This window comes from Pontibacter qinzhouensis, assembly GCF_008017455.1.
Taxonomy (GTDB): Bacteria; Bacteroidota; Bacteroidia; order Cytophagales; family Hymenobacteraceae; genus Pontibacter; species Pontibacter qinzhouensis.
Genome location: NZ_VRTY01000017.1, coordinates 55,253 through 80,167 on the forward strand (window position 1 = coordinate 55,253; position 24,915 = coordinate 80,167).

Below are 24,915 nucleotides of genomic sequence, written 5' to 3' on the forward strand. Positions count from 1 at the left end.
TAGCAGCAAAGACCTCGCAGCGTGCGCAGCTCCTGCGAGTGTCTGGGCAAAGCAGATAAAAAGTAGAACATAAAAGATTCAAAAGACCAACATTTTAAAAAAAATGAGAACTGGAAAAAACTACATCCTACATCTACTCATGCTCATTTTGAGTGGCAACTTGCTTAGCTGCAACCAAACCTCCACCACTACAGACAACTCCGATGCCGCTACCACACAGGGAGCTGAGAAACTAAGCGACGACGAACTGCTCACGCTGGTGCAGCGCAACACGTTTCAGTATTTCTGGAATGGCGCAGAGCCAACTTCCGGGCTGGCCCGCGAGCGGATTCATATGGATGGCGACTACCCGCAAAACGACCAGAACGTGATTACAACCGGGGCCTCAGGTTTTGGTGTAATGGCCATTCTGGTAGGTATTGAGCGTGGCTTTATTACCCGACAAGAGGGCTTTGAGCGGCTGCAGAAGGCAGTAGACTACCTCGGCAAAGCCGATCGGTTTCATGGGGCCTGGCCACACTGGATGCAGGGCGAAACCGGTAAAGTAAAGCCGTTCGGCAAGAAAGACAATGGCGGGGACCTGGTGGAATCTGCTTTTTTGGTGCAGGGGCTGCTGACGGTAAGGCAGTACTTTGCCGATGGCAACGAGCAGGAAAAAGCGCTTGCCTCTAAGATTACAAAACTGTGGCAGGAAGTGGAGTGGGATTGGTACCGCAACGGCACCAACGCGCTTTTCTGGCACTGGTCGCCAAACTACGCCTGGGAAATGAACTTCCCAGTGCGCGGCTACGACGAATGTCTGGTTATGTATGTGCTCGCAGCGTCTTCGCCTACCCACTCCATTCCTGCCGAAGTATACCACGAAGGCTGGGCCCGTAGCGGAGGCATAAAAGCCAATGTGGAGCCATACGGACATAAAATTGAACTGAAGCATAATGGTGCAGAAGGCAGTGTAGGACCTCTGTTCTGGTCGCATTACTCGTACCTGGGTCTCGACCCGCGTAGCCTTAAAGACCGCTACGCCGACTACTGGCAGCATAACCGCAACCATGCGCTGGTGCACCGGTCGTATGCGATCGAGAACCCGAAAGGCTTTAAAGGCTATGGCGAACATGCCTGGGGCTTCACGTCCAGCTACTCACCCAAAGGCTACGCCGGCCACAGCCCGCAACACGATTTAGGCGTTATCTCGCCAACGGCAGCCTTGTCTTCTTACCCCTACACACCTGAAGAGTCGATGCAGGTTATCCGGCACCTGTACGAAAACCTCGGCGACAAAGTATGGGGCGAATACGGCTTTTACGATGCCTACAGCGAAACCGAAGACTGGTACCCGCAACGCTACCTGGGCATAGACCAGGGGCCAATTGTGGTGATGATCGAGAACGGGCGTAGCGGCATGCTCTGGGACTTGTTTATGAGTGCGCCGGAGGTGCAGCAAGGGCTGAAGAAACTGGGCTTTGAAAGTCCGAAACTAAAGTAGCAGAGGGTAAATTCGTTGAAAAGACTCTCTTGGCGATTTCGCAGACCATGTTTATTAGTATAACCCAGGATGTACGGTAACTGTCTTTACTAGGATATTGCAGCAGTAAGATACAGCGCGAACAAGCTTGCCAGGTGCACCCATTGAGCCGGCACTGTTGGGGGAAGGGCCCTCGGTTTTGGAGCATCTTGATTTTTCTTCTTCTTTTTGTATTAAGACAAAAAGAAGAAGGAAGCAGGCAATGAAACAGCTCCACGCCGCTGACACAGCAGTAAAGGCAACTATGCGAACTTAAACCCAGAGCTGCCATTGCAAATGGATCTCGCCCACAAAATCCTTCCAGGATGACAAAAGTAGGATGGCAGATTAGCAATAAATTATTTTTTGGCTACCGCACAACTTGGGTTAGAATAATTGCTGCGAGCCAGAAAGCTCACTCAATAAGAAGTCAGAAAACCAATACTTGCCATGAAGAAGAAACATTTACTAACATCTTTGATCCTGCTGGCGCTCTGTTTTACATGCTTTTACAGGGTTCAGGCACAGGAGCTGCCATTGCCTCCCTTCTGGAACGAAATTCAGGAATTTAAGCAGCAGGATAGCGTGCAGATGCCTCCTAAAGAAGCCATTCTGTTTGTCGGGAGTTCCTCTTTCAGGTTATGGCCCAACATGCAGCAGATGCTGCCGGAGTACACTGTTATTAACCGGGGCTTTGGCGGTTCCAACCTGCTCGACCTCAAGCGCTACCTCCCCGATATTGTGTTTCCGTACCAGCCCCGGCAAATCGTAATTTACTCCGGCGAAAACGACATTGCTTCTGATACAGTGGAAGCCGAGGAAGTTCTGCTGCGGTTCGAAAATGTTTTTCAGGCGATCAGGGAAGAGTTGCCGGAGGTGCCCATTGTGTACATCACCATAAAACCGAGCCCCGACCGCGAACGCTATATGCCCCTGATGCGCAAAGCGAACGAGTTGATTAAAAATTACTTGAATGACAAGCCGAAAACAACCTTTATAGATGTGTACAAGCCCATGCTGCAGAAAAACGGCAAGCCCCGCACCGATATTTTTATACAGGACAACCTGCACATGAACGAGAAGGGCTATGCCATCTGGGTAAAGGCGCTTAAGCCACACCTACTAAAAAACAAACCATAAAACCATGAAAAAAATAAGTACTGCCCTCCTGTTTTTTTTGTGCCTTGGCTGTTCTCAGAACGTAACGCAACAAGAGCGCACCACTACTACCAACACCTCCACGCCTCCCACTACCACAGCAAGTGCAGCGCCAGCAAAAGATCCGGAGATGGACCGTTTCGTTTCTGACCTGCTGGCGAAGATGACGCTGGAAGAAAAGATAGGGCAGCTCAACCTGGCGGCCATCGGCTTTGATGTAACAGGTCCGGTAGTAAGCGAAAACGTAGACGAGAACATCCGGAAAGGGAACGTAGGTGGCGTTTTTAACACCTTTACACCGGTTGCTGCCCGAAAGCTGCAGGAGTTTGCCGTAAACAATACCCGCCTTAAAATTCCGCTGCTGTTTGGTTACGATGTCATACACGGGCACCGCACCATTTTCCCGATTCCGCTTGCCCTCTCCACCAGCTGGGATATGAATGTTATTGAGCAAAGCGCCCGCATTGCAGCCGAAGAGGCCTCTGCCGATGGACTGAACTGGGTATTTTCGCCGATGGTGGATATTGCCCGCGATGCCCGCTGGGGACGCATCTCAGAAGGAGCAGGCGAAGATCCTTATCTCGGATCGGAGGTAGCAAAAGCCATGGTGCGAGGCTACCAGGGCGATGACCTTGCCAGCAGCAATACTGTTATGGCCTGCCTCAAGCACTTCGCGCTCTATGGCGCAGCAGAGGCCGGCCGCGACTACGGCACCACCGATATGAGTCTGCAACGCATGTACAACGAGTACATGCCGCCTTACAAAGCCGCCATAGACGCCGGAGTAGGCAGCGTGATGACATCCTTTAACGACATAAACGGTATTCCGGCAACCGGCAACAGGTGGCTCATGACAGAACTGCTGCGCGATACCTATGGCTTCGATGGCTTTGTAGTAACGGATTATACTGCCATAAACGAAATGGTGGCACACGGCATGGGTACAGAAGCCGAAGCAGGAGAGCTTGCCCTGAAAGCCGGCACCGACATGGACATGGTAGGAGAAGTGTTCCTGAAGCACCTGGGAAAATCGGTAAAAGATGGTAAAGTAACAGAGGCAGAAGTAGACCTGGCTTGTCGCCGCATTCTGGAGGCAAAATATAAGCTCGGGCTGTTCGAAGACCCTTACCGCTACACCGACGAAGCCCGTCCGGCTGCTACCATCATGAAGCCGGAGTTTATAGAAGCCTCCCGCGACATTGCCCGCAAAAGCATGGTGCTCCTCAAAAACAGCAAAAACACGTTGCCCCTGCAGCAGCGAGGTTCTATTGCGCTTATCGGGCCGCTGGCAAACCGCCAGCGCGAAATGATCGGCAACTGGAGCGCAGCCGGCGACTGGAAACAGGCGGTGTCGCTGGAGCAGGGCATCCGGAATGTGGTGGGCAACAAAGTGAAAATAAACTATGCCAAAGGCGCTAATATAGCCGACGATGAGCAGATGCTGAAACGGCTGAACGCACATGGCGGCGAGCTGGATATTGACAGCCGCAGCTCCGAAACTATGATACAGGAGGCGGTGCGGGTGGCGCGCAGCTCTGATGTAATTGTGGCCGTGGTAGGCGAATCGCAGGGCATGACCGGTGAGGCTGCCAGCCGTGCCGACATAACACTGCCCGGCCAGCAACTGGAGCTGCTGAAAGCCCTGAAAAAAACAGGCAAGCCGCTGGTGGTCGTGCTCATGAACGGCCGTCCGCTGGCACTGCAGTGGGAAGAACAAAACGCCGATGCTATACTGGAAACCTGGTTTGCCGGCACACAGGGCGGCAATGCCATAGCCGATGTGCTGTTCGGGCTTTACAATCCTTCTGGCAAGTTAACGACTACGTTCCCGCAGGTGGTGGGGCAGGTGCCGTTGTTTTATAATCACAAAAACACAGGCCGCCCGTTTGGTGGTGAGCTGCTCGACAAGTATAAATCACGTTACCTCGATGTTACAAATGAGCCGCTGTATCCGTTTGGGTTTGGCCTGAGTTACACCACTTTCAGCTACGGTACACTACAGATCAGTAAAACGACCATTTCCCCAACCGAGTCGCTGGAGGTACGAGTAGAGGTGCGTAACTCGGGCAGCTACGATGGCGAAGAAGTCGTGCAGCTCTACATTCAGGATCTGGTTGGTTCCATCTCAAGACCTGTGAAAGAACTGAAGAACTTCCAGAAGATAGCGCTTAAAAAAGGCGAAGCTAGAACAGTAACCTTTACTATAACCCCAGGCGACCTGAAGTTTTATAACTATGCGCTGGAGCATGTGCTGGAACCCGGCGATTTTAAAGTATTTGTCGGCACCAACTCCCGCGATGTTCAGGAAGTGGCTTTCAGGGTACAGGAATAAAGTTTTTTTAATGTAATACCCTTGACCTCAAAACAACAAAAATACCTTTGGAAGGCTGTTTTCATTAGAATAATTGTCGGTTGCTGATTGTTAATTGCTGGGAAGATAAATTGTTGGATGGTTAACTTGTTAACTGATGTTAGGCACTAAGGATATTCAATTACATTTTATAATCCGAACAAATTGCAGTCGCTGGCGCTTTAGCCTCAACTAAGAGCATAAATTTCCAGTTCTTGGGTTGAGCGCCTTTGCAGGTTTCCGGTGCCGCGGGAGCGGCAGCCCGCTTGCGGGCAGGGAAGATGCAGCAGTGCGATGCCAAAGAACGAGGCCCCGCGGCCGTGAGCGCTCGGAGCAAAACAATGGAACATGCAGGCCGAGGGCACCGAATGAAGCCATTACCAAATGTATTAGAACTAACTTAAAAGTGCTGCATACTTGAAGGTGCTTAACATCAGTTGTTAAATGGCTGATTAAAATTAGCAGAAAAGACCTCGCAGCTCCTGCGAGCGTCTTGTGGGCCAGACAGATGAAAGCTTGATAACGAGCATCCGAAAAACAGCTCGTGCCCTTGGCCTTATTACCGGAAAAATCCTTTGGGAGGGCTTTTTCATTAGAATAATTCGGTCTTTCCCAGCTGCGTCAACTGCAGTGTTGGCGGTCTTTTATTCAAAATCAGGTAGCAACAGCTATACTATTTTAACAAAATTTGTACGATAGCTTACAAATGTTTGTTTGAACAGATAGAAATCCTTATAATTAGCATGCAATAATTTAACACCACCCTTATGGCCGAAAATAGTTATGATGCGATTGTCATTGGTTCTGGCATTTCAGGCGGATGGGCAGCCAAAGAGCTCACCGAAAAAGGCCTGAAAACGATTATGCTGGAACGTGGCCGAAACATCGAACACGTAAAAGATTATGTAAATGCTAACAAACACCCCTGGGAGTTTGAGCACCGTGGTCGCCGTACCGAACAAATGGTACAAGATTACCCTGTTCTTAAGCGAGACTATGCGCTTAACGAACTGAACCTCGATTACTGGGTTAACGAAAAAGAAAGCCCTTATACCGAAACCAAACGTTTCGACTGGTACCGCGGCTATCATGTTGGCGGCCGTTCGCTCATGTGGGGAAGGCAAAGTTACAGGTTGGCCGACATCGACTTTGAAGCCAACGCCAAAGACGGCATTGCGGTAGACTGGCCCATCCGGTACAAAGACATTGCGCCCTGGTATAGTTATGTAGAAAAATTTGCCGGCATCAGCGGGTCTGTAGAAAATATTCCGCACCTGCCCGATGGTGAATTTATGCCAGCCATGGAGCTGAACTGTGTAGAGAAAGATATAGCAGCCCGCATAAAAGAACATTACAAAGGTAACCGCCACATGATTATAGGGCGTGTTGCCAACATTACGCAGCCGCATCACAACCGCACCAACTGCCAGTACCGCAACAAGTGCTGGCTGGGTTGCCAGTTCGGCGGCTACTTCAGCACACAATCGGCTACACTGCCGGCTGCCATGGCTACCGGTAATCTTACCTTGCGCCCTTTCTCTATTGTTACCAAAATACTGTACGACAAAGACACCAAGAAAGCGACTGGTGTGGAAGTGCTCGATGCCGAAACGAACCAGACATACGAGTACTTTGCCAAAGTAATATTCCTGAATGCCTCTACCCTCAACTCTACCTGGGTGCTGATGAACTCCGCCACCGATGTTTGGGAAGGCGGCCTGGGCAGCAGCAGCGGGGAGTTAGGCCATAACCTCATGGATCACCATTTCAGAGCGGGAGCTTCAGGCAGAGTAGAAGGCTATGAAGATAAGTACGTATATGGTCGTCGCCCGAACGGAGTGTATATTCCGAGGTTCCGGAACATCGGCGACGACAAACGCGACTACATCAGGGGGTTTGGCTACCAGGGCAGTGCCGGCCGCGAAGGCTGGAGCCGCGAAATTGCCGAAATGGGCATTGGTGGCGATTTAAAAGATGCACTTTGCGAACCAGGCCAGTGGACCATGGGCGTTACAGGTTTTGGAGAAATTCTGCCTTACCACGACAACAAAATAAGCCTCGACAAGAACAAGAAAGATAAGTGGGGCCTGCCAGTGCTTGCCATCGACTGTGACATAAGGGAAAATGAAAAGAAGATGCGCCTCGACATGATGGAAGATGCCAAGGAGATGCTCGAAATAGCTGGCGTAAAAGATGTCAAAACCAACGACAGCGGCTATGCCATGGGTATGGGGATACACGAAATGGGAACAGCCCGGATGGGCCGCGATCCTAAAACCTCAGTACTAAACCAGCACAACCAGGTATGGGATGCCCCGAATGTGTACGTTACAGATGGTTCCTGCATGACCTCAGCAGGCTGCCAGAATCCATCGCTCACCTATATGGCGCTAACTGCCAGAGCTGTAGACCATGCCGTGAGCGAAATGAAAAAACTTAATCTTTAAGAATCTCTTTAGGAATAACATAAATGGATAGAAGAGAAGCATTAAAAGCAGTTGGCTTGCTGATGGGTGGTGCCATGATAGGAGGCGACCTGCTCATGTCCTGCACCTCAAAGGCCACCAAGGTGAACGACCTGTTCGACCAGGACCAGGTTGCTTTCCTGAATGAGGTAGCCGACACCATTTTGCCTGCCACCAGTACCCCCGGTGCAAAAGAAGCCGGAGTAGGACACCTGATGGCTGTAATGGTACAGGACTGCTACCCCGCCGAAGACCAGAAAGTGTTTATGAATGGCATTACAGAACTTGACAAAGTCAGCAAAAAAGAGTTTGGCAGCAAGTTTATGGACCTTAGCGCCCAAGACCGGACTAAACTCTTAACGGCCCTGGACGAGGAACAGAAAAACTACATGCGCGAAAAAGCTCCCGAAGCTCCAAACCATTATTTCAGGATGATGAAGGAGCTGACGCTGTTCGGTTACTTTACCTCAGAGATTGGTTCTACCAAAGCCCTGCGCTATGATCCAATTCCTGGCCGCTACGATGCCTGCATCCCCTACAAAAAAGGCGACCGTGCCTGGGCAACGTAAGGCTTCGCCAAACTAAAAATTAGAAATTAAAAATTAGAAATGCGGAACATAGATTTTTGATATAGAGTATGCCGCATGTGCAGCTCCTGTTAGCGGCAGCATCTGGTAAAAGCATATTTATGTGCAGAACTGGCAGCATGTACCTTTCACTTGTAACTTTTGGGCAGGTGATAGAAAGATACACGCTGTTCCTGTTTATGCTGTACCAGTTCAAAAATATATAATCTAGCATCTGAAATTAAGCTTCAAACATGAAAAAGAACTTACTACTCTTAAGCTCCCTTGCCTTTTTGCTGGCCTGCGGTGGCAATAACAATACGAATGACTACGACCAGTACTATAGCCGTAATGGTCAGCAGGATTCTGCAGCCGGAGCAGCCGTAAATGCTGCGGCCAGGCAATCGGAGGTAGATACGAACCTGATGAACATTGGCATAAACCGGAATGCCGGAGCCGAAACGCCAACTCCTGCCGACAACTTTGAGAAAGGAGCAAAACTCATTTCGCAATCAGACTGCCTTGCCTGCCACAAAGAAAAAGATAAATTAGTTGGGCCAGCGTACGCAGAAGTAGCTAAGAAATATGAGTTTAACGACAAGAATGTAGATTACCTGGCAGGCAAAATTAAAACAGGTGGCAAAGGCGTTTGGGGCGAAATACCCATGACACCACATCCTGACCTGAAAGACGAAGATGCCAAAGACATGGCCCGTTATATTTTGTCGCTCCGATAAGCAAAACAACCTTCATGCTAAAAAACACGCTACAAGTTATGTTGCTGGCCGCCTTTATTAGCTGCCAGTCTCAGGAAACTGACACTGCCATGGATACAAACACAGGGAGCACCACAACAGCCGAAGCCGGAGAATGGCAGCCGCTCTTTGATGGCAAAACGACCCAAGGCTGGCACACCTATGGCCAGGAAACAGTGGGTAAGGCCTGGAAGGTAGAAAATGGCACACTTTATTTAGATGCTTCCAACAAAAAAGACTGGCAAACCTCCGATGGAGGCGACATTGTAACGGAGGAAGAATTTGATAACTTCCACTTAAAACTGGAGTGGAAAATAGCTGAGAACGGCAACAGCGGTATCATCTTTTATGTGCAGGAAGACACTGCTGCCTACGACTATACCTGGAGCACGGGTCTGGAGATGCAGGTACTCGACAACGACGGCCACCCCGATGCCAAAATTCACAAGCACCGCGCCGGCGACCTCTACGACCTGATAGCCAGTAGCCCCGAAAATGTAAAGCCTGCCGGCGAGTGGAACCAGGTGGAGATCATCAGCAACAATGGTAAACTTGAGTTTCATCAGAACGGTGAAAAAATAGTTGAAACTACTTTATGGGATGAGAATTGGAAACAATTAGTGGCAGGCAGCAAGTTTGCAGGTATGCCTGGCTGGGGCACTTTTAAATCAGGTAAAATAGCCTTGCAAGACCACGGCGACAGCGTCTGGTTCCGAAACATCCAGATTAAAAGGTTGTAAGCCTAAAGATGCTACGGCTGCTATTTCTTGAAAATCAAACTTTATTTATCTTCTAAGAAACCTAAAAGTATCTTGTACTGCTACTGAGCTTTTGGAATAAAACGTTTTACATGACTGCTGCCATACGCTTTAAATTATCGACCATGATGTTCCTGGAGTTTTTTATCTGGGGAGCCTGGTTTGTTACCTTGGGAACTTACCTTTTATCGAACCTCGAAACCTCTGCTACGCAGGTAGGAGTTGCTTTTCTGACACAATCTATCGGGGCTATTGTAGCGCCGTTTATCATCGGGCTAATTGCCGACCGGTTTTTTCCGGCGCAGCGCATACTGGCCATCCTGCACCTGGCCGGAGCCGCCTTGCTTTGGTTTGCTTCCACAGCCGAAAGCTTCGACAATTTTTACCCAATTATATTGGTGTACATGATTCTGTATATGCCTACACTGGCGCTGGTAAACTCGGTTTCTTTTAGGCAGATGCAGGACCCGAGCAAAGAGTTTCCACCTATCAGGGTGCTTGGCACATTAGGCTGGATTGTGGCTGGCTTAACCATTGGCTGGCTAAACTGGGAGCAAAACGGCAACCTGGCAATGACCTTCCGGATGGCGGCCATTGCCTCGGCCATACTCGGAGTTTTCAGCTTTACCCTTCCCAACACACCTCCTGTAAAAGCGGGCGGTTCAACTTCTCTTGGCGACATTATGGGCCTGGAGGCAATCGGGCTGCTGAAGAACCGTTCTTACCTCACGTTTTTCCTGGCTTCTGTGGCTATTTGTATTCCGCTGGCATTTTACTACAACTTCACCAATCCATTTCTGAACGAGCTGGGCATGGAGTCGGCAGCTGGTAAGCAGTCGATGGGGCAGATGTCGGAGTTGCTGTTTATGCTGCTGATGCCTTTCTTCTTTATCAGGCTGGGTGTAAAGAAAATGCTGGCCATTGGCATGTTTGCCTGGGTGCTGCGCTACGTGCTGTTCGCCTACGGAAACGCTGATGCTAACTACTGGATGCTGATTGGCGGTATTGTGTTGCATGGCATCTGCTACGACTTCTTTTTTGTTACCGGCCAGATTTATACCGACAGGCTGGCTGGCGATCGTTTTAAAAGCGCGGCACAAGGCATGATTACGCTGGCCACCTATGGTGTGGGCATGCTAATGGGCTCTTTGCTTTCTGGCATGATAGTAGATAATTATGCGTTACCAGCTGGCGGGCATGCCTGGCAAAACATCTGGCTGATTCCGGCCGGTATAGCAGGCGTGGTGCTGCTGCTGTTCTTGCTGCTCTTTAAAGACAAAGCCATCGCAAACCAGACCAGTGGAGCCCCGGAGGTACCGGAACTGCAGAAAAGGGTGGTTTAATTGTTAGATTGTTAATTAGCTGATTAAGGAATTGTGGTTGAGTGAATATAACTATTTGCCAACCTGTAAATCTACTAGCCCTGTAACTTCTGCTTCAGGCAGAAAATCTTTCATCTAAAGTCTAGCATCTAAAATCTGCTTGAAGGCCGCTGAACATTTTACTAATTCTGAAAAACACTAAAGTTTAATCTTATACTATGTCTTTTGATCCTAAACGCAGATTGTCCATGAAAGGAATGCTGGCCGGGGCGGCTGCTATTACGGCGGCTGGTCTGTCGCCGCTTACAGCTGTTGCGGAAGCAGCAGAAAAGCCTTATCGTGTGAAAGGAAACATAAACCACTCTGTATGCCAGTGGTGTTTTAGAGATATGTCGGTGGAGGAACTGTGTGTGGCGGCTAAAGCAATGGGCATAAAAGGCATAGACCTGGTAGGCCCTAAAGACTGGCCTGTACTAAAGAAACACGGCCTGGAATCTACGATGTGCAACGGTGCCGAAATAAACCTGGTCGATGGCTGGAACGAGCCAAAAAACCATGCGACACTTATTAAAAACTACTCCGATATGATTCCGCAGGTAGGAAAGGCTGGCTATAAAAACCTGATCTGCTTTAGTGGCAACCGCCGGGGCATGGACGATGAAACCGGTTTGAAAAACTGCGTGGCTGGCCTGAAAAAGGTGCTGCCACTAGCCGAGAAACACAAGGTGGTGCTGGTAATGGAACTGCTCAACAGCCGGGTAGACCACAAAGATTACCAATGCGACAAAACCGCCTGGGGCGTGGAACTGGCCAAGCGGCTGGGCTCAGAGAACTTTAAACTGCTCTACGACATCTACCACATGCAGATCGACGAAGGCGACGTGATCCGTACCATCCGCGATAACCACCAATACATTGCGCATTATCACACAGCCGGTGTGCCAGGCCGCCACGAAATAGACGAGTCGCAGGAGCTTTACTACCCTGCCATTATGAAGGCTATACACGAAACCGGCTTTAAAGGCTACGTGGCGCAGGAGTTTATACCTGTGCAGCCTGATAAGCTTGCTTCGCTTAAAAAAGCCATCCAGATTTGCGATGTGTAGGTTATTTCGGTTGCGCCAGTTAAAAAAATAGAAATTAAAAACCATGAGGTACAAAGTTTGGACTATAGTTGAAGGAAGGCCAACTGGTTTTACCATTGCTCAACTCAAAACTTTTGACTCTTAACTCTTAACTTAGATACGTACATGACAACCCGACGAACTTTTTTACAGCATGCTGCACTGCTCACAGCTGGTGCTTTTTTAGCGCCTTCGGCTTTGCTGGCAAAACCAACCCAGAAAGTAGGCATTCAGCTCTACACGCTGCGCGAGCAGATAAGTAAAGATGTTAAAGGTGTGATCGGGAAGGTGGCTAAAGCCGGGTACAACGAAGTAGAAACCTATGGCTATTCGCTAAAGAATAAGTTCTGGGGCCTCGAACCAAAAGCTTTTAAACAGCTGCTAAGTGCCAACAAACTTACCGCCCCAAGCGGCCATTTCGGCTTCGACGACTATATTGGAGCCGGTAAAGACGATGACCTGAAGGCCTACATAGACGCTGCCAAAGCAGTAGACATGAAGTATGTGGTGGTTCCTTACCTGGGCGATAAATTACGCCAAAGTGCTTCTGATTATCAGCGGATAGCAGAAAGACTGAACACCGCAGCTGAGGCCTGTAAAAGAGCTGGCTTAGGACTGGCTTACCACAACCACGATTTCGAGTTTCAGAAATTCGACAACACCACCGGCTACGACATTTTGCTAAACGAAACAGACAAGGACCTGGTGAAGTTTGAGCTGGACCTGTACTGGGTGGTACGGGCAGACCTGGACCCGGTAACCATGTTCAACGCCAACCCTGGCCGTTTTGTAATGTGGCATGTAAAAGACATGGACAAAGCCAATCCGAAGCTCAACACCGAAGTAGGCAGTGGCAGCGTTAACTTCAGAAAAATTTTCGACCAGGCAAGCCAGTCGGGCGTGGAGCATATTTTTGTGGAGCAGGAAAACTTCGCCATCGATCCGTTTAAGAGCATTAACCAGAGCTACGCCTACGTAAAGAAAAACCTGCTGTCGTAGCCCGAAGACCCTTGACACCTAATTAGTGAAAATACCTCCGGAAGGCCATTTTCATTAGAATAATTGAAGCATTACTGCCTTCCGAACCAACAGAACAGCCTGCGAGTAACTCTACTATTTAAAGCAGAATTACCCGCAGGCTGTTCTGTTGGTTGTTTAAGATAAACGCTGCATTCTTATTTTTTAAAAGCTACCTCCACCATCACCGGAAAATGGTCGGAAGGAAATTGGCCTTTGCCATAGGTATCCGTCAGGATGCCGTAGCGTTTTACGGTAAAGCCAGAGGAAAGAAAAATATGGTCGATGCGGTTATTTGTCAGCTGCTTGGCATCGAAACCATTAAACGTGCCGCTCGGTGCATATTTGAAATCGGCCAGCTCATAGGCATCTTTTAGCAGCACAGAAGTTGCAATGATGGTGTACAGCGGGCTGTGCTGGTCGAAGTTAAAATCGCCTGTAAAAATAACCGGAGCTGCGCCGGCAATTTCTTTGATTTTTGTCAGCATCAGCTTGGCACTCTCCTCCCTGGCTTTAGGGCCGCGATGGTCGAAATGCACATTGAACAGGTAAAATGTAAAACCAGTGGCATTATCTCGGAACTGGCCCCAGGTACACACCCTCGGAAAATCAGCATCCCAGCCCTTTCCGGGTTTTGAAGGTGTTTCTGATAACCAGAAGTCGCCGTTTTTCAGTAATTTGTATGTATCGGTTTTAAAGAAAATAGCAGAGTATTCGCCTCCCTGCCTGCCATCGTCGCGACCGGCTCCTATGTAGGTATAGCCAGGAAGCTGGCCTTTCATATCCTGGAGCTGGTGGTGCAGCCCTTCCTGGGTTCCGAAAATATCGAAGTCGTTGAAGCGCACCAGCCCGGTAAGAAATGGCAGTCGCTTGTTCCAGGCATTAGCAGTGTCGCGTACTTCGTCGTAACGGATGTTGTAGGTGCCTATTTTCATAGTCTGAGCTTGTAGCTGCTTGGGTGATGCGCAAAAGAGTAAAACTATTGCAAAAAGGAGGTTTCTGAGTAGCATTACGGGAGTTTTTAGGATTTGAAGGAATTTAATTAGGTAATCAGACTTGTTTATTGCTGGCTGGTTTTAGGGTCTGGTTCGGCTATTTGTTTGTAGCAACTGGTATGTATTTGTGCTTTCGGCATATTAACATCTCTGTATCTTTAAACCAATTGTATGCCTAATTCATAACGAATTAGTAACGCTCTCTTGTAAGGCAGATGCTTCTATCGCAACGGCTATCTCTTTCCCTCAGTCATCTTGTAAGCGAAAACCAGCAGCAGAGGCTACTGGCTTTTTAATCTAAGTTCGCATAGTTGCTGTTATTGCTGTAACAGCGGCATGACGCTGTTGTATTGCTGTTGTCTTTGATCTTTTTGCTTAATACAAAAAGAACCAACGAAAATCAAGACGCGAAAAACTCGCTGAACGCTCAAATAGTTTAGCGTCAATGGATGCACCAGGCAAAGGTGTTCTCTTCGTTGCTTCCTGCCGCAATAGATTGTTTGGATATTAGCTTTAGCTTTTGGTGAAATTATTCTAATGATTTTGCCCTTCCAAAGACTTTTTAACGAAAGTCGATCAAGGGTTGAAAAGATATCCTTTTAGTCATCCAGTTAAAATTTACCCAAAACAACCATTTAACAATCAGCAACTAACAGTCAGCCAAATTATTCTAATGAAAATGCCCTTCCAAAAGCTTTTTTGCGATTTGGGAGCCAAGGGTTTAGTTAGAGGTTACGCACCGGAAACCTGTGTTTTCGAGGCTGGTATCTGCTGAAGATTTCATGCGTGATGTAACGCGGTAGCCTTTGCAGTAACTGCTATGGCACATAAACGAGCCGCCGCGTACTACCCGCTTGGGCGCATCTGGTTCCTGCGAATCGTAGCTGCGGGCGGGACCTTTCGGGTTTTCAGCTAAGCCTGCTGCTACTGTTTTATAGTAATTGGCATCGTACCAGTCGGAGCACCATTCCCACACATTGCCGGCCATGTCGTAGAGGCCAAGTTTGTTGGGGGTAAAGCTTTTTACAGGTGCCAGGCCAGAGTACTCATCCCAGCCAGTATTCTTAGTCGGGAAAGTGCCTTGCCAGGTATTGGCTTTCGGCTTACCCTGCTCCACAGCCTCGTTGCCCCAGGGATATAGCTGGTCTGCTTTGGCGCCACGTGCTGCAAATTCCCACTCCGCTTCGGTTGGCAAGCGTTTACCGGCCCATTGCGCATAAGCCATGGCATCGTGCCAGGATACCTGTACCACAGGGTAGTTCTCTTTGCCTTTTATGCTGCTGCCGGAGCCTTGCGGTTGCCGCCAGTTAGCGCCTTTTTGCCAGCTCCACCACTGCGCGGGGTTGTGTAAGGCTACCTGCTGCACCGGCGGCGAAAACACCAGCGATGCTGCCACCAGCACACTGTCGTGCGGCTTAGGGGTGCCAGGCGGAAGCTGCTGCTTTAGTTCTTCCCAGTCGGGAGCACGTTCGGCTGTAGTTACATAGCCGGTGGCAGCTACAAACTCGGCAAACTGTGCATTGGTTACCTCGGTGGCATCTATCCAGAAGCCGTTGAGTTTTACCTGGTGCTGCGGGTACTCATCCGGGCGACCTTCTGCGTCTGTGGCACCCATACCAAACGTGCCGCCTTTTACCCAAACCATGCCTGTGTGCGATGTGTTCTGGTGCTGCTGCCCTGCCGTGTCCGGAGTTGAGGTGGCAAAGCGTGCAGGCAGGTTGCTGCTACAGGCGGTGTGGCTGGCAGTGTCGGTGGCTATAGTCTGTTGACTGGTTTCTGCTACCTTGCCCTCGCCGGAATTACAGCCAGAAAGGCAGAGAAGAGCAAACGCATAAGAAGCAAAAGTACTTTTAGATAGAAGCATGTGATGTTATAGCTGCTGTATATACAAAGCAGGCGCTGCTTAATAAGTGCCTTTAAATGGCAGGTCGATACGCTTGTGCGGTGCGTTCTTGAGCGGAATCTGGAGACCATTAGTAGATTCGAGCCAGTTCCACATGTCTGCCTTCAGTTCCCGGGCAATCTGCTCGTACTGCGGATCGCGGATCAGGTTGTTCATCTCTTCCGGATCGTTTTTTATATCGTAGAGCTCGTTGGTATCCCAGATGCCGTGGTTGTAAATATACTTATATCTGTCGGTTCGGGCACCAAAAACAGTAGGTGTCTGCGGAAATGCCCATTCCCAATAATATTCGTAATACATTCTGTCGCGCCAATTTACCACAGGTTGCCCCTTCAGGAATGGCAGAAACGAAGTGCCTTGCATATTATCGGGTGTTGGCAGACCGGCCATTGCCAGAATGGTAGGCGCAATGTCTATGTTCAGCATCATCTGCGGAACTTTAAGGCCCGGTTTTACCACGCCCGGCCCACGCACCAGCAGCGGCACCCGTATCGACTGCTCATACATGTTGCGTTTGTCTATGAGGCCGTGTTCCCCAAAAATAAAGCCGTTGTCGCCCATGTAGATCACAATCGTATTTTTATCAAGGCCTTCTTTTTTGAGGTAGTCTAAGACTCTGCCAATGCTTTCGTCTACGCCGAGCAGGGTTTCGCAGTACTGGCGGTAGAAGGCGTCAAATTCGATATCGCCATCGTACATGCCATCTACACCATGCCAGCTGTTGCGCTGTTTACGCACCCACTCCGGAATGTCGCGTGTGTTTACGGGGCCTTTCGGCTCCTGCTTTTCGCCGTATACTTTGCTGTTTTCGGTGGCGGTTAGGTACATAGAGGGCGGCGCTATCACAGGCATGTCTTTATATTTACCGGCATGACGTTTGGCCGGCTCAAACTCGGCATGTACCCCTTTATGCGAGAGGTAGGCAAAAAAGGGCTTGTTCTTGTCACGCTTCTTCAGCCAGTCGAGGGTTTGGTCGGTGAGCAGATCCGTAATATAGCTCCCTTGCAGCTGCTGAACCGGCTTTCCGTTAATATTGAGTATGGGATTGTAGTAAACGCCCTGGCCTTTAAAGCTGATCCACTGATCGAAGCCGGGTTGCGGCATATCGTCGGTGTTGCCCATGTGCCACTTGCCAAAAAAGCCGGTTTGGTAACCTGCCTTCTGCATGTACTCCGGAAAAAAGGTGAGTCCCTCCGGTAGCGGCGCATTATTATCTACGATGGTGTGGGTGTGGGCATACTGGCCTGTTAAAATAGAGGCGCGGCTAGGGGAGCAGAGAGAAGTGGTCACAAAGGCGTTTTCCAGGTGAGCCCCTTCTTTAGCTAACTGGTCCATGTATGGCGTCTGCAGCCCAGGCACCTTGTTCATAAACCCCATGAAGTCGTAGCGGTGGTCGTCGCTCAAGATGAAAATTACGTTCATGGGTTTAGTTTTGCTTCGCTGTTGTGCCCGCAGGCCAGCCGGTGCAGCCAGCAATAAAACCAGTGCCCATAAAAGCGACCTGAAAAACGAATGTAGTGTTATGAAGTGTGTCATCATAGGAAGTGTTGTAAAACTGTAAGGCAGATACCTGAGCTATTGCAGGTGCGCAGGTAGGGTGGTGTTTGGTGAGTACCGCTCTGTTTTCCTCGGTTTCAATATTGCGGATTAAACTACCGGATCACAACAAAAGAGCCTCTACAATACCACATCAGGCTTTATATATACTACTTCAATTACGCACAAACGTTCATTTTGTCTTTGTGTAAAATTATAGAGAGCATTTAGTTTAATATATTTACAGAACACCTTGCCAGTTCATTTTTTTACCGGGCTTTACACTGACAGCCCTTACGTTATACCCTTGGCTAAAAAGCTCGAAAAATTCTTTGGAAGGTCAATTTCATTTAAATAATTCATTATGCTGAAAACAGACAGACTCATCTTTAAACACAGACTACTTGCCTTCCAAAAAATCGGGACGCTACTTTGTGCAATGGCCTTAATGCTTATAACGTCGGTGCAGGCACAGGATCTGAACCAGTATCAACGGAAATACTTCCAGACGGCCACCGACACGCTGCCTTACCGTATTTTGTATCCCGAAAACTTTAATCCATCTAAAAAGTACCCGCTCATACTGGTGCTGCACGGGGCCGGTGAGCGGGGCAATAACAACGAGTCGCAGTTGGTGCATGGCGCGAAAATGTTTCTGGAACTCGACTACCGGCAGCAGTTCCCGGCCATTGTGGTGTTCCCGCAGTGCCCCAAAGACTCTTACTGGTCTAATGTAAACATCGTGACAGACGAAGCCGGCAATCGGTCATTCAATTTCAGGGAAGAGAAAGAGGAGCCAACCAATGCCATGCAGGCGCTGCTCGGACTTCTAAATGAGTTGGAGGAATCTGGCACTATTGATAAAAAACGGATGTACCTGGGAGGTTTATCGATGGGCGGTATGGGAACGTTTGAGTTGCTGCGGCGCAAGCCAAAAACGTTTGCCGCTGCTTTCCCGATTTGCGGAGGCGGGCACCCTGCCGGAGCAAAAGAGTATGCTGAAAGACTACCACTCTGGGTTTTTCATGGCGAGGTAGATGGCATTGTGCCGGTAGAGAAGTCGCAGATAATGGTCGATGCCATTCGTGCTGCCGGCGGCGATGTGAAGTTTACGGTTTACCCCGGCGTGAACCACAACAGCTGGGACTACGCCTTTAAAGAACCGGAGCTGCTGCCCTGGCTTTTTTCGCATAAGAAAAAAGGTTTTTTAGGAATATTCTGATGCCTATTTAGCCTACTTTTTAGCCTCAACGTTACTGCAACACGAAATGCCGCTGCCGATTAGAAATGGACATAAAACGCAGGACACAAGACTTTTGATGTAATGTTTTTTTAGTGGGCAAATCATGTTTCGACCCATATCAGGTTATGAGCTGTTTTTATAACAAAAATTGCCTGAACAACTCTTGCTTTACAAAAGCTGTTCAGGCAATTTCTGTTATAAAAAACAATACTGTTACGGCTTCAGCACTACCTTCATGCAGTTATCTTCTTTTTTGTTAAAGATGTCGTACATGCGGCTGGCTTCGCTCAGTGGTACGTTGTGCGTGATAATATCGTCGAGCACTACTTTGCCATCCCGCACCAGCGATATCAGGTTATCAATATAGCGGTGCACCCAGGCCTGGCCGCCCATCATTTTAATGCCCTTATCGAACCACTTGTACAGCGGGAACTTATAAGGCGAGCCATAAACCCCTACCACTGTAACGGTACCACCACGGCGCACGGCGCTCAGGCAACTTTCAAGTGCATCCATAGAGCCTTTTTCCATCTGGATCACGTTCAGGGCTTTGTCTAGTACACTTCGATCGGCCTCCATGCCTACAGCGTCTACACACACATCGGCTCCGTAGCCACCCGTCATCTGCCTGATAACTTCTACAGCATCTACTTCGGCGGCGTTAATAACTTCGGCATTGGCACTGTTACGGGCAATGTTGAGGCGGTATGGCTGAATGTCTACGCCAATTACGCGACCTGCACCTTGGAGCCAGGCCGATTTCATGGCCATTACACCCACAGGGCCACAACCCCAAACTACTACTGTTTCGCCACCTTTCAGCTCAGCCCAGTCTATGGCGGCCCAGCCAGTCGGGAAAATATCTGTCAGGAAAAGCACTTGTTCATCGGTGAAGCCCTCTGGAACGATTCTGGGACCGTAATCGGCATAAGGTACACGTACCAGCTCTGCCTGGCCGCCACTGTAGCCGCCATACAAATCGGTGTAACCAAAAAGGGCGGCACCGGCTCCTTTGGCTTGCAATATTTCACCTTCGGGGCCATAGGTATTGTGGTTGGAGTTTTCGCAGTGCGTTGGTAGCTGCATATTACAAAAATGGCAGGTACCGCAAGATATCGGAAAAGGAACCACCACTTTGTCGCCACGTTTCAGGTTTTTTACTCCCGGGCCCACTTCCTCTACAATTCCCATAAACTCGTGTCCCACAATCATGCTGGTGGGCTGCGGAATCATACCGTTATAGATATGAAGATCGGAGCCACAAATGGCGGTGGAGGTTACTCGCAAAATGGCATCGCGCGACTCCTCAATCCGAGGATCTTCTACTGTTTCTACCCTTATGTCTTTGGGTTTGTGAAAAACAACTGCTTTCATAGTATATATTTTGTTTGAGATAATAGTATACTGTGTAAACGGGAAGCAGAATGTAGTAGTTGTTAAATAGGATAATTGGTATGTAGTGTATTAATAAATTTATTTATATGTATTTATAAATATTAAGGCGTTATTCAGCTAGTTTTGGAGGTATCTCTGCTGAATTTTAATGCTGAACCCTTGGCATGAAACTGCTGAAAAAGCTTTTGGAGGGTTATTTCATTTGAATAATTGACGTTACGCAGCTTTGCCAGATGACGGGGTTTAGATCTTGGAGCAGCTTTCAATGTTACTGCCTCTTAGGTTGTACAGTTTTAATTTTATTGGTCTTAGTACTTATGGCCGCGGCTATTGGTAAGTTTTGTAGCAGTTTGCAGGTAATAGAACCTATAATTTCGTAAGTTGGCAGCTGGAGCGCCTTGTAAAGAGACTAGAGGTTTCCTGTTTTACCTAAAATCGACAAAACAATGAATATAGCATGGTTTTATCTTATCCTGGCTGGTATCTGCGAGATAGGCTGGGCCTTTGGTTTAAAGTACAGCGAAGGATTTACAAAACCAGTGGTCAGTGTGGTAACAGTAGCCGTCATGATTCTGAGTTTTGTACTCCTGGCACAAGCCATGAAAACACTGCCGCTTGGCACCGCTTATGGCATCTGGACAGGCATTGGTGCTGCCGGAACTGCCATACTGGGCATGTTTTTCCTGAACGAGCCCAAAGATCTGATGCGCATTCTGTGCCTGCTTATGATTGTGGCTGGTGTAGTAGGGCTTAAGATATTTTCAGAGCAGCAGTAGAAAGTACACTTAGATTAAAAAAGGCCTTTTCTCTTCGGAAGGCCTTTTTTATTAGAATAATTTGACTGCTGATTTTTTGAATTTTGAGTAAGTGACTGGTTAAACCAACTAGTAGTTACAGTCTTTCATTTTCGGTTCAATTTTTATTACCCTGTCATTCTGGAAGAATGATCTTGTAGGCGAGAGGCATCAGCTTTGGTTATTTGCGGTTTAGGTTTAAATTCGCATAGCTGTTTTTCCTGCTGTGACCTCGGCGTGAAACTGTTTCATTGCCTAAGTCTTTGTTCTTTTTGTCTTGATATAAAAAGAATAAAAAAAATCAAGAAAATAAAAATCGAGGGCCCCTTCCCCCACTCGCTGAACGCTCAGACAGTTTATTTTCAATCAGTGCACTTGGCAAGGTGTTCTTTCTGTAGCAGCCTTAAGGGCCTTGCATAAACAAGAAAGGCTTCTATTGTTGCTAGAAAGTAAATTTTAAAAATTATAATTTCTAATTTCTAATTTGGCGAAGCTCCTACGGCAGCAGCGTGTAAATTTCTACTTCCTTGTCTGTAAACAGATAAATGTGGCGGTTGCCGGTCAGGGCGTAGCGGTAGTTCTTCTCTTCTGGCAAGTTAATGCTACGTGTCTGTTGTTTGTATAGGTCGTAAAAGTGCAGCCTGTTGTCTTTTAAGTAATATAGTTCGTTCTCCTTGAAGTTAAAATAGCTCAGACCGGCAACTGGTAACTTCGATTTGTAATTGCCCAGATTGTCGAAAATGAAAACACCACCGTTGGCATCGAGCATATACAGCATGTTCTGGTACTCACGCAGCTGGCGTACATCCAGCCGCTCTCTGTCTAGTATCAGGCCGAGCGAGGTTTCTATGTTGGCTTTCCGGAAACGTTGGTCCAGTTTACTTAAGGTAAAGTCAGATTCGTTGTAAATCCAGAAGCTATCGTCGGAGGAAAGTGTAGCTGCTTTAATGGTGCCGGTGTAGCCATAGTCGGCGAGGGAGGTTTGGGAAATAGGTCGCATAAAGCGGTCCAGGAGCATAATCTCCTGCCTGTCTTCGTAAAAGAGCAGCACTTTCATCGGGTTCCAGGCTTCCACGCTGCTCGGCCTGCCTTTAGAGGGCGGCGAAAAAACCACCTGCACCTGGCCCAATGAGTCGAGTTTAGTTAGGTTGCGGTTCCTGTCTACGATGTAAATGCTGTTGTTCCGGTCTACAGACACGGCAATTGGCGAGCCGATGGCAATGCTGTGGCTGAACTGCAATGGCGATGGCTGCCGTACTTCAACGGGCAGTGTTTGCGCCACAAGCGGGGCAGTTGCCAGCCACAAAAGTAGCAGGCAAAGCAGTAGATTGGCTGGCTGTTTAGGCTTCGGAAGCTTCAAAGTGTTTAAGCGATAGGGTGTCTCCATCATACACAGCGTAAGAGCAAAAATTGACCCATTCTCCGAGGTTAATGTAGCGGCTAGTCTCGCCGATGGGCAGGTCGAGGGGCAGGTGGCGGTGGCCAAACACGTAATAATCGTGATGCTGCGTTGCCTCCACTTCTTTGCAGTAGTGCACCAGCCATTCGTCGTCTCCTAAAAATGCCTCGTCTTTTTTTATATTGTTGATGCGGCTCCTTTGCGACCACATGTTGGCAACCCCAATACCCAAGTTCGGGTGCACGCGCGCAAACAGCCATTGGCAGGCTTTGTTGTTGAAAACGCGCTTGAGCAACTTATAAGTGTGATCGCCGGGACCTAACCCATCGCCGTGCCCAATGTAAAATGTTTTATCGCCAAGCTTGGTAGAAATAGGCTCTCTGATTACCGGAATGTTCAGCTCCTTCGGAAAGTAATCGAACATCCACATGTCGTGGTTGCCGGTGAAGAGGTAAATAGGGATGCCGGCATCGGTGAGCTCGGCTAGCTTACCCTGTAACCGGATAAATCCTTTAGGAATGGCGTGCCGGTACTCAAACCAGAAATCGAAGATATCGCCTACCAGGTAGATGCACTGCGCATCCTTCTTTACCTGGTCCAGCCAGCGCACAATCTTCTTTTCGCGGGCGCTGCTTTGTTCGGCAGAGGGGGCTCCTAAATGGAAGTCGGATGCGAAATAAACTTTCTTGCCTGGTTCCAGCTTGTTATTGTGCAAGGTCATCAATCAGGAAAAGGACTAGGAGCTTGGGGCCATGCGCTCCCAGCACCAATGTTTTTTCTATGTCGGCGGTGCGGCTCGGCCCACTCACCAACGACACCATACTCGGGAAGTTTTCTTTATGCCGCTCCTTCAGCAACTGCAGCCCGTCTTTTATATCGGGTACGAGTTGGCTGGCACGCGCCACCACTAGGTGCGTGGCCGGGTAAATACCCAAGCGTCGGCCACCCGCATTAGCTGAACTTACTAAAATACTGCCGGTGCGGGCAATCAGGGCTTCGCAGGTAGTTAGGCCAGCACTCTCTGCGTCTGCTATAAAGTTTTCTTCTCCCTCGTTTATTGCAATACCGGCATGATAAAGAATGTGCTGCAGATTAGGCTCCCACACAAAAAGGTTCTCGATGTTCTGCTCACGCTTGAACACATACAACTGGTCGAAAAAATCTTCTTCCGACTCGCAGTAAAGAAAAAGGCCGCTATTGGCTATAAACAACTGTGCAAACTCCACCGACAGTTCTTCTGATGGAGCGGAGTGCAGGGGAGAGCTAAAATCAGGGGTAGGAGGCAGAAAAGGCGCTGATTTAGCCAGCGCCTCTCTTACTCTTCTTAAAACTATTTCTTTCGATTTTGCTTCGTACATGCAATTAAATTACGTTTATGCTATACGGGAGTTGGCAGAAGTGCTCTGGTCGGCAGAGGAGCCATTTCCGGTTAACGGAGTGCCGGGCACATGGCCTTCCTGCTGCTCCGGATGTTCGGTAAGACCACGTTCCTGCGGATGCTCATGGTCTACTTCGCTTTTCGTTTTGCTACGGTCGGTGCCGGCAGTGTGTGCCTGGTACGTAGTCAGCTCCTCGAAAGGCCTTTTTCCTACTAATCTTTCCAGGTCGCTCTGGAACAGGATTTCTTTCTGCAGCAACTCCTGTGCAATTATCTCCAGCTCAGGTCCTTTGTCTGTTAACAGCTTTTTGGTGCGCTGGTAAGCAGCATCTATAATGGCCCGCACTTCGTTGTCTATGGTTTCGGCCGTTGCTTCGGAGTAGGGTTTGTTAAACGAGTACTCAGAGCTCTGCTTCGAATCGTAGAACGATACGTTGCCGATTTTGGCGTTCATGCCATACATGGTTACAATGCTATAGGCCATTTTTGTGATGCGCTCCAAATCACTTAAAGCACCGGTAGAGATCTTGCCAAATACCAGTTCTTCTGCAGCGCGGCCACCGAGTGCCATACACATTTCGTCTATCAGCTGCTCAGTGGTGTACAGGAACTGCTCTTTCGGCAGGTACTGCGCATAACCAAGGGCGGCAACACCACGTGGTACAATACTTACTTTAACCAATGGATCGGCGTGCTCCAAGAACCAGCCAGCTACTGCGTGACCAGCTTCGTGGTAAGCCACGATCTTCTTCTCACCTGGAGAGATGATCTTGTTCTTTTTCTCCAGGCCACCAATTACACGGTCTATGGCATCGTTAAAGTCCTGCTGATCTACCGCTTTTTTATTGCGACGGGCAGCAATAAGCGCAGCCTCATTACACACGTTAGCTATTTCGGCACCGGCAAAACCAGGTGTCTGGGCAGCCAGGTTTCTGGCATCTACATCCGCAGAAAGTGTAATCGGCTTTAAGTGTACATCAAAAATCTCGGTACGGCCATTAATATCCGGCTTGTCGATGCTGATCTGGCGGTCGAAACGGCCCGGGCGAAGCAGGGCAGAATCAAGCGTATCTGGTCGGTTGGTAGCTGCCAGAATAATAACACCGGAGTCAGTAGCGAAACCATCCATTTCTACTAAGAGGGAGTTCAGAGTATTTTCGCGCTCGTCGTTACCTCCTGGTTGTTGTCCACGGCTACGATGGCGGCCAATGGCATCAATCTCATCTATAAAGATAATACAAGGTGCTTTGGCTTTT

20 protein-coding genes are annotated in these 24,915 nt (G+C 48.7%); 12 read left to right on the forward strand and 8 right to left on the reverse strand.

What is annotated here, in order from left to right:
• Window positions 1-103: 103 nt before the first annotated feature.
• The 10 genes from FVR03_RS06420 (at window position 104) to FVR03_RS06465 (ending at window position 12,998) form a co-directional block, all read left to right on the forward strand.
• Complete coding sequence (locus FVR03_RS06420; protein ID WP_147920911.1) at window positions 104-1,483, forward strand: glucoamylase family protein; 1,380 nt, start codon at window positions 104-106, stop codon at window positions 1,481-1,483.
• Between the two features lie 468 nt (window positions 1,484-1,951).
• Window positions 1,952-2,641, forward strand: a complete 690-nt coding sequence (locus FVR03_RS06425; RefSeq protein WP_147920912.1) for a GDSL-type esterase/lipase family protein — start codon at window positions 1,952-1,954, stop codon at window positions 2,639-2,641.
• Window positions 2,642-2,645: 4 nt separating this feature from the next.
• Window positions 2,646-4,991, forward strand: coding sequence for a beta-glucosidase BglX (gene bglX / locus FVR03_RS06430; protein ID WP_147920913.1), 2,346 nt, complete (start codon window positions 2,646-2,648; stop codon window positions 4,989-4,991).
• Between the two features lie 785 nt (window positions 4,992-5,776).
• Window positions 5,777-7,456: a GMC oxidoreductase gene (locus FVR03_RS06435; RefSeq protein ID WP_147920914.1), complete on the forward strand. Its 1,680-nt coding sequence runs from the start codon at window positions 5,777-5,779 to the stop codon at window positions 7,454-7,456.
• A gap of 23 nt (window positions 7,457-7,479) precedes the next feature.
• Complete coding sequence (locus FVR03_RS06440) at window positions 7,480-8,043, forward strand: gluconate 2-dehydrogenase subunit 3 family protein (RefSeq protein WP_147920915.1); 564 nt, start codon at window positions 7,480-7,482, stop codon at window positions 8,041-8,043.
• A gap of 251 nt (window positions 8,044-8,294) precedes the next feature.
• Complete coding sequence (locus FVR03_RS06445; protein ID WP_147920916.1) at window positions 8,295-8,777, forward strand: c-type cytochrome; 483 nt, start codon at window positions 8,295-8,297, stop codon at window positions 8,775-8,777.
• 89 nt (window positions 8,778-8,866) lie between these two features.
• Window positions 8,867-9,535 carry a 3-keto-disaccharide hydrolase gene (locus FVR03_RS06450; protein ID WP_255474092.1) on the forward strand — a complete coding sequence of 223 codons (669 nt, stop codon included), beginning with the start codon at window positions 8,867-8,869 and terminating at the stop codon, window positions 9,533-9,535.
• 110 nt (window positions 9,536-9,645) lie between these two features.
• Window positions 9,646-10,896 (forward strand): nucleoside permease, encoded by a 1,251-nt coding sequence (locus tag FVR03_RS06455; protein WP_147920918.1) that lies wholly within the window; start codon window positions 9,646-9,648, stop codon window positions 10,894-10,896.
• A 197-nt stretch (window positions 10,897-11,093) separates the two neighbouring features.
• Window positions 11,094-11,981, forward strand: coding sequence for a hydroxypyruvate isomerase family protein (locus tag FVR03_RS06460; RefSeq protein WP_147920919.1), 888 nt, complete (start codon window positions 11,094-11,096; stop codon window positions 11,979-11,981).
• Window positions 11,982-12,125: 144 nt separating this feature from the next.
• Complete coding sequence (locus FVR03_RS06465) at window positions 12,126-12,998, forward strand: sugar phosphate isomerase/epimerase family protein (RefSeq protein ID WP_147920920.1); 873 nt, start codon at window positions 12,126-12,128, stop codon at window positions 12,996-12,998.
• A 176-nt stretch (window positions 12,999-13,174) separates the two neighbouring features.
• Here the strand turns inward: FVR03_RS06465 and FVR03_RS06470 are convergent, their stop codons facing one another.
• The 3 genes from FVR03_RS06470 to FVR03_RS06480 form a co-directional block, all read right to left on the reverse strand.
• Entirely contained in the window at window positions 13,175-13,951 is a 777-nt protein-coding gene (locus FVR03_RS06470; protein ID WP_255474093.1) for an endonuclease/exonuclease/phosphatase family protein, read from the reverse strand.
• Between the two features lie 781 nt (window positions 13,952-14,732).
• Window positions 14,733-15,875 carry a formylglycine-generating enzyme family protein gene (locus FVR03_RS06475; RefSeq protein WP_147920922.1) on the reverse strand — a complete coding sequence of 381 codons (1,143 nt, stop codon included), beginning with the start codon at window positions 15,873-15,875 and terminating at the stop codon, window positions 14,733-14,735.
• A 39-nt stretch (window positions 15,876-15,914) separates the two neighbouring features.
• A complete protein-coding gene (locus FVR03_RS06480) occupies window positions 15,915-17,453 on the reverse strand; it encodes a sulfatase family protein (RefSeq protein WP_147920923.1) in 1,539 nt (512 codons plus the stop codon).
• 436 nt (window positions 17,454-17,889) lie between these two features.
• On the opposite strand from FVR03_RS06480, the gene FVR03_RS06485 reads away from it, so the two are divergent.
• Window positions 17,890-18,672, forward strand: a complete 783-nt coding sequence (locus tag FVR03_RS06485; protein ID WP_255474094.1) for a carboxylesterase family protein — start codon at window positions 17,890-17,892, stop codon at window positions 18,670-18,672.
• A gap of 234 nt (window positions 18,673-18,906) precedes the next feature.
• On the opposite strand, the gene FVR03_RS06490 is transcribed toward FVR03_RS06485, so the two are convergent.
• Window positions 18,907-20,067 carry a zinc-dependent alcohol dehydrogenase gene (locus tag FVR03_RS06490; RefSeq protein WP_147920925.1) on the reverse strand — a complete coding sequence of 387 codons (1,161 nt, stop codon included), beginning with the start codon at window positions 20,065-20,067 and terminating at the stop codon, window positions 18,907-18,909.
• 467 nt (window positions 20,068-20,534) lie between these two features.
• On the opposite strand from FVR03_RS06490, the gene FVR03_RS06495 reads away from it, so the two are divergent.
• Window positions 20,535-20,864 (forward strand): DMT family transporter, encoded by a 330-nt coding sequence (locus FVR03_RS06495; protein ID WP_147920926.1) that lies wholly within the window; start codon window positions 20,535-20,537, stop codon window positions 20,862-20,864.
• 514 nt (window positions 20,865-21,378) lie between these two features.
• On the opposite strand, the gene FVR03_RS06500 is transcribed toward FVR03_RS06495, so the two are convergent.
• From FVR03_RS06500 to FVR03_RS06515, 4 genes are all read right to left on the reverse strand, one after another.
• Window positions 21,379-22,242, reverse strand: coding sequence for a hypothetical protein (locus FVR03_RS06500; RefSeq protein ID WP_147920927.1), 864 nt, complete (start codon window positions 22,240-22,242; stop codon window positions 21,379-21,381).
• Window positions 22,223-23,002 carry a UDP-2,3-diacylglucosamine diphosphatase gene (locus FVR03_RS06505; RefSeq protein ID WP_147920928.1) on the reverse strand — a complete coding sequence of 260 codons (780 nt, stop codon included), beginning with the start codon at window positions 23,000-23,002 and terminating at the stop codon, window positions 22,223-22,225. The genes FVR03_RS06500 and FVR03_RS06505 overlap by 20 nt, the downstream gene beginning before the upstream one ends.
• Window positions 22,986-23,639 (reverse strand): LutC/YkgG family protein, encoded by a 654-nt coding sequence (locus FVR03_RS06510; RefSeq protein WP_147920929.1) that lies wholly within the window; start codon window positions 23,637-23,639, stop codon window positions 22,986-22,988. The genes FVR03_RS06505 and FVR03_RS06510 overlap by 17 nt, the downstream gene beginning before the upstream one ends.
• 15 nt (window positions 23,640-23,654) lie before the next feature.
• The coding region (locus FVR03_RS06515; RefSeq protein ID WP_147920930.1) for an ATP-dependent metallopeptidase FtsH/Yme1/Tma family protein at window positions 23,655-24,915 on the reverse strand (1,261 nt) is incomplete at its 5' end.

Excerpts from the sequence above, each read along its gene's own strand:
- FVR03_RS06480 (WP_147920923.1), bottom strand. The coding sequence starts at position 17,453 with ATGATGACACACTTCATAACACTACATTCGTTTTTCAGGTCGCTTTTA.
- FVR03_RS06445 (WP_147920916.1), top strand. The coding sequence starts at position 8,295 with ATGAAAAAGAACTTACTACTCTTAAGCTCCCTTGCCTTTTTGCTGGCC.
- bglX (WP_147920913.1), top strand. The coding sequence starts at position 2,646 with ATGAAAAAAATAAGTACTGCCCTCCTGTTTTTTTTGTGCCTTGGCTGT.
- FVR03_RS06425 (WP_147920912.1), top strand. The coding sequence starts at position 1,952 with ATGAAGAAGAAACATTTACTAACATCTTTGATCCTGCTGGCGCTCTGT.
- FVR03_RS06420 (WP_147920911.1), top strand. The coding sequence starts at position 104 with ATGAGAACTGGAAAAAACTACATCCTACATCTACTCATGCTCATTTTG.
- FVR03_RS06505 (WP_147920928.1), bottom strand. The coding sequence starts at position 23,002 with ATGACCTTGCACAATAACAAGCTGGAACCAGGCAAGAAAGTTTATTTC.
- FVR03_RS06435 (WP_147920914.1), top strand. The coding sequence starts at position 5,777 with ATGGCCGAAAATAGTTATGATGCGATTGTCATTGGTTCTGGCATTTCA.
- FVR03_RS06470 (WP_255474093.1), bottom strand. The coding sequence starts at position 13,951 with ATGAAAATAGGCACCTACAACATCCGTTACGACGAAGTACGCGACACT.
- FVR03_RS06450 (WP_255474092.1), top strand. The coding sequence starts at position 8,867 with ATGGATACAAACACAGGGAGCACCACAACAGCCGAAGCCGGAGAATGG.
- FVR03_RS06485 (WP_255474094.1), top strand. The coding sequence starts at position 17,890 with ATGGCCTTAATGCTTATAACGTCGGTGCAGGCACAGGATCTGAACCAG.
- FVR03_RS06465 (WP_147920920.1), top strand. The coding sequence starts at position 12,126 with ATGACAACCCGACGAACTTTTTTACAGCATGCTGCACTGCTCACAGCT.
- FVR03_RS06495 (WP_147920926.1), top strand. The coding sequence starts at position 20,535 with ATGAATATAGCATGGTTTTATCTTATCCTGGCTGGTATCTGCGAGATA.
- FVR03_RS06490 (WP_147920925.1), bottom strand. The coding sequence starts at position 20,067 with ATGAAAGCAGTTGTTTTTCACAAACCCAAAGACATAAGGGTAGAAACA.
- FVR03_RS06460 (WP_147920919.1), top strand. The coding sequence starts at position 11,094 with ATGTCTTTTGATCCTAAACGCAGATTGTCCATGAAAGGAATGCTGGCC.
- FVR03_RS06440 (WP_147920915.1), top strand. The coding sequence starts at position 7,480 with ATGGATAGAAGAGAAGCATTAAAAGCAGTTGGCTTGCTGATGGGTGGT.
- FVR03_RS06510 (WP_147920929.1), bottom strand. The coding sequence starts at position 23,639 with ATGTACGAAGCAAAATCGAAAGAAATAGTTTTAAGAAGAGTAAGAGAG.
- FVR03_RS06475 (WP_147920922.1), bottom strand. The coding sequence starts at position 15,875 with ATGCTTCTATCTAAAAGTACTTTTGCTTCTTATGCGTTTGCTCTTCTC.
- FVR03_RS06455 (WP_147920918.1), top strand. The coding sequence starts at position 9,646 with ATGACTGCTGCCATACGCTTTAAATTATCGACCATGATGTTCCTGGAG.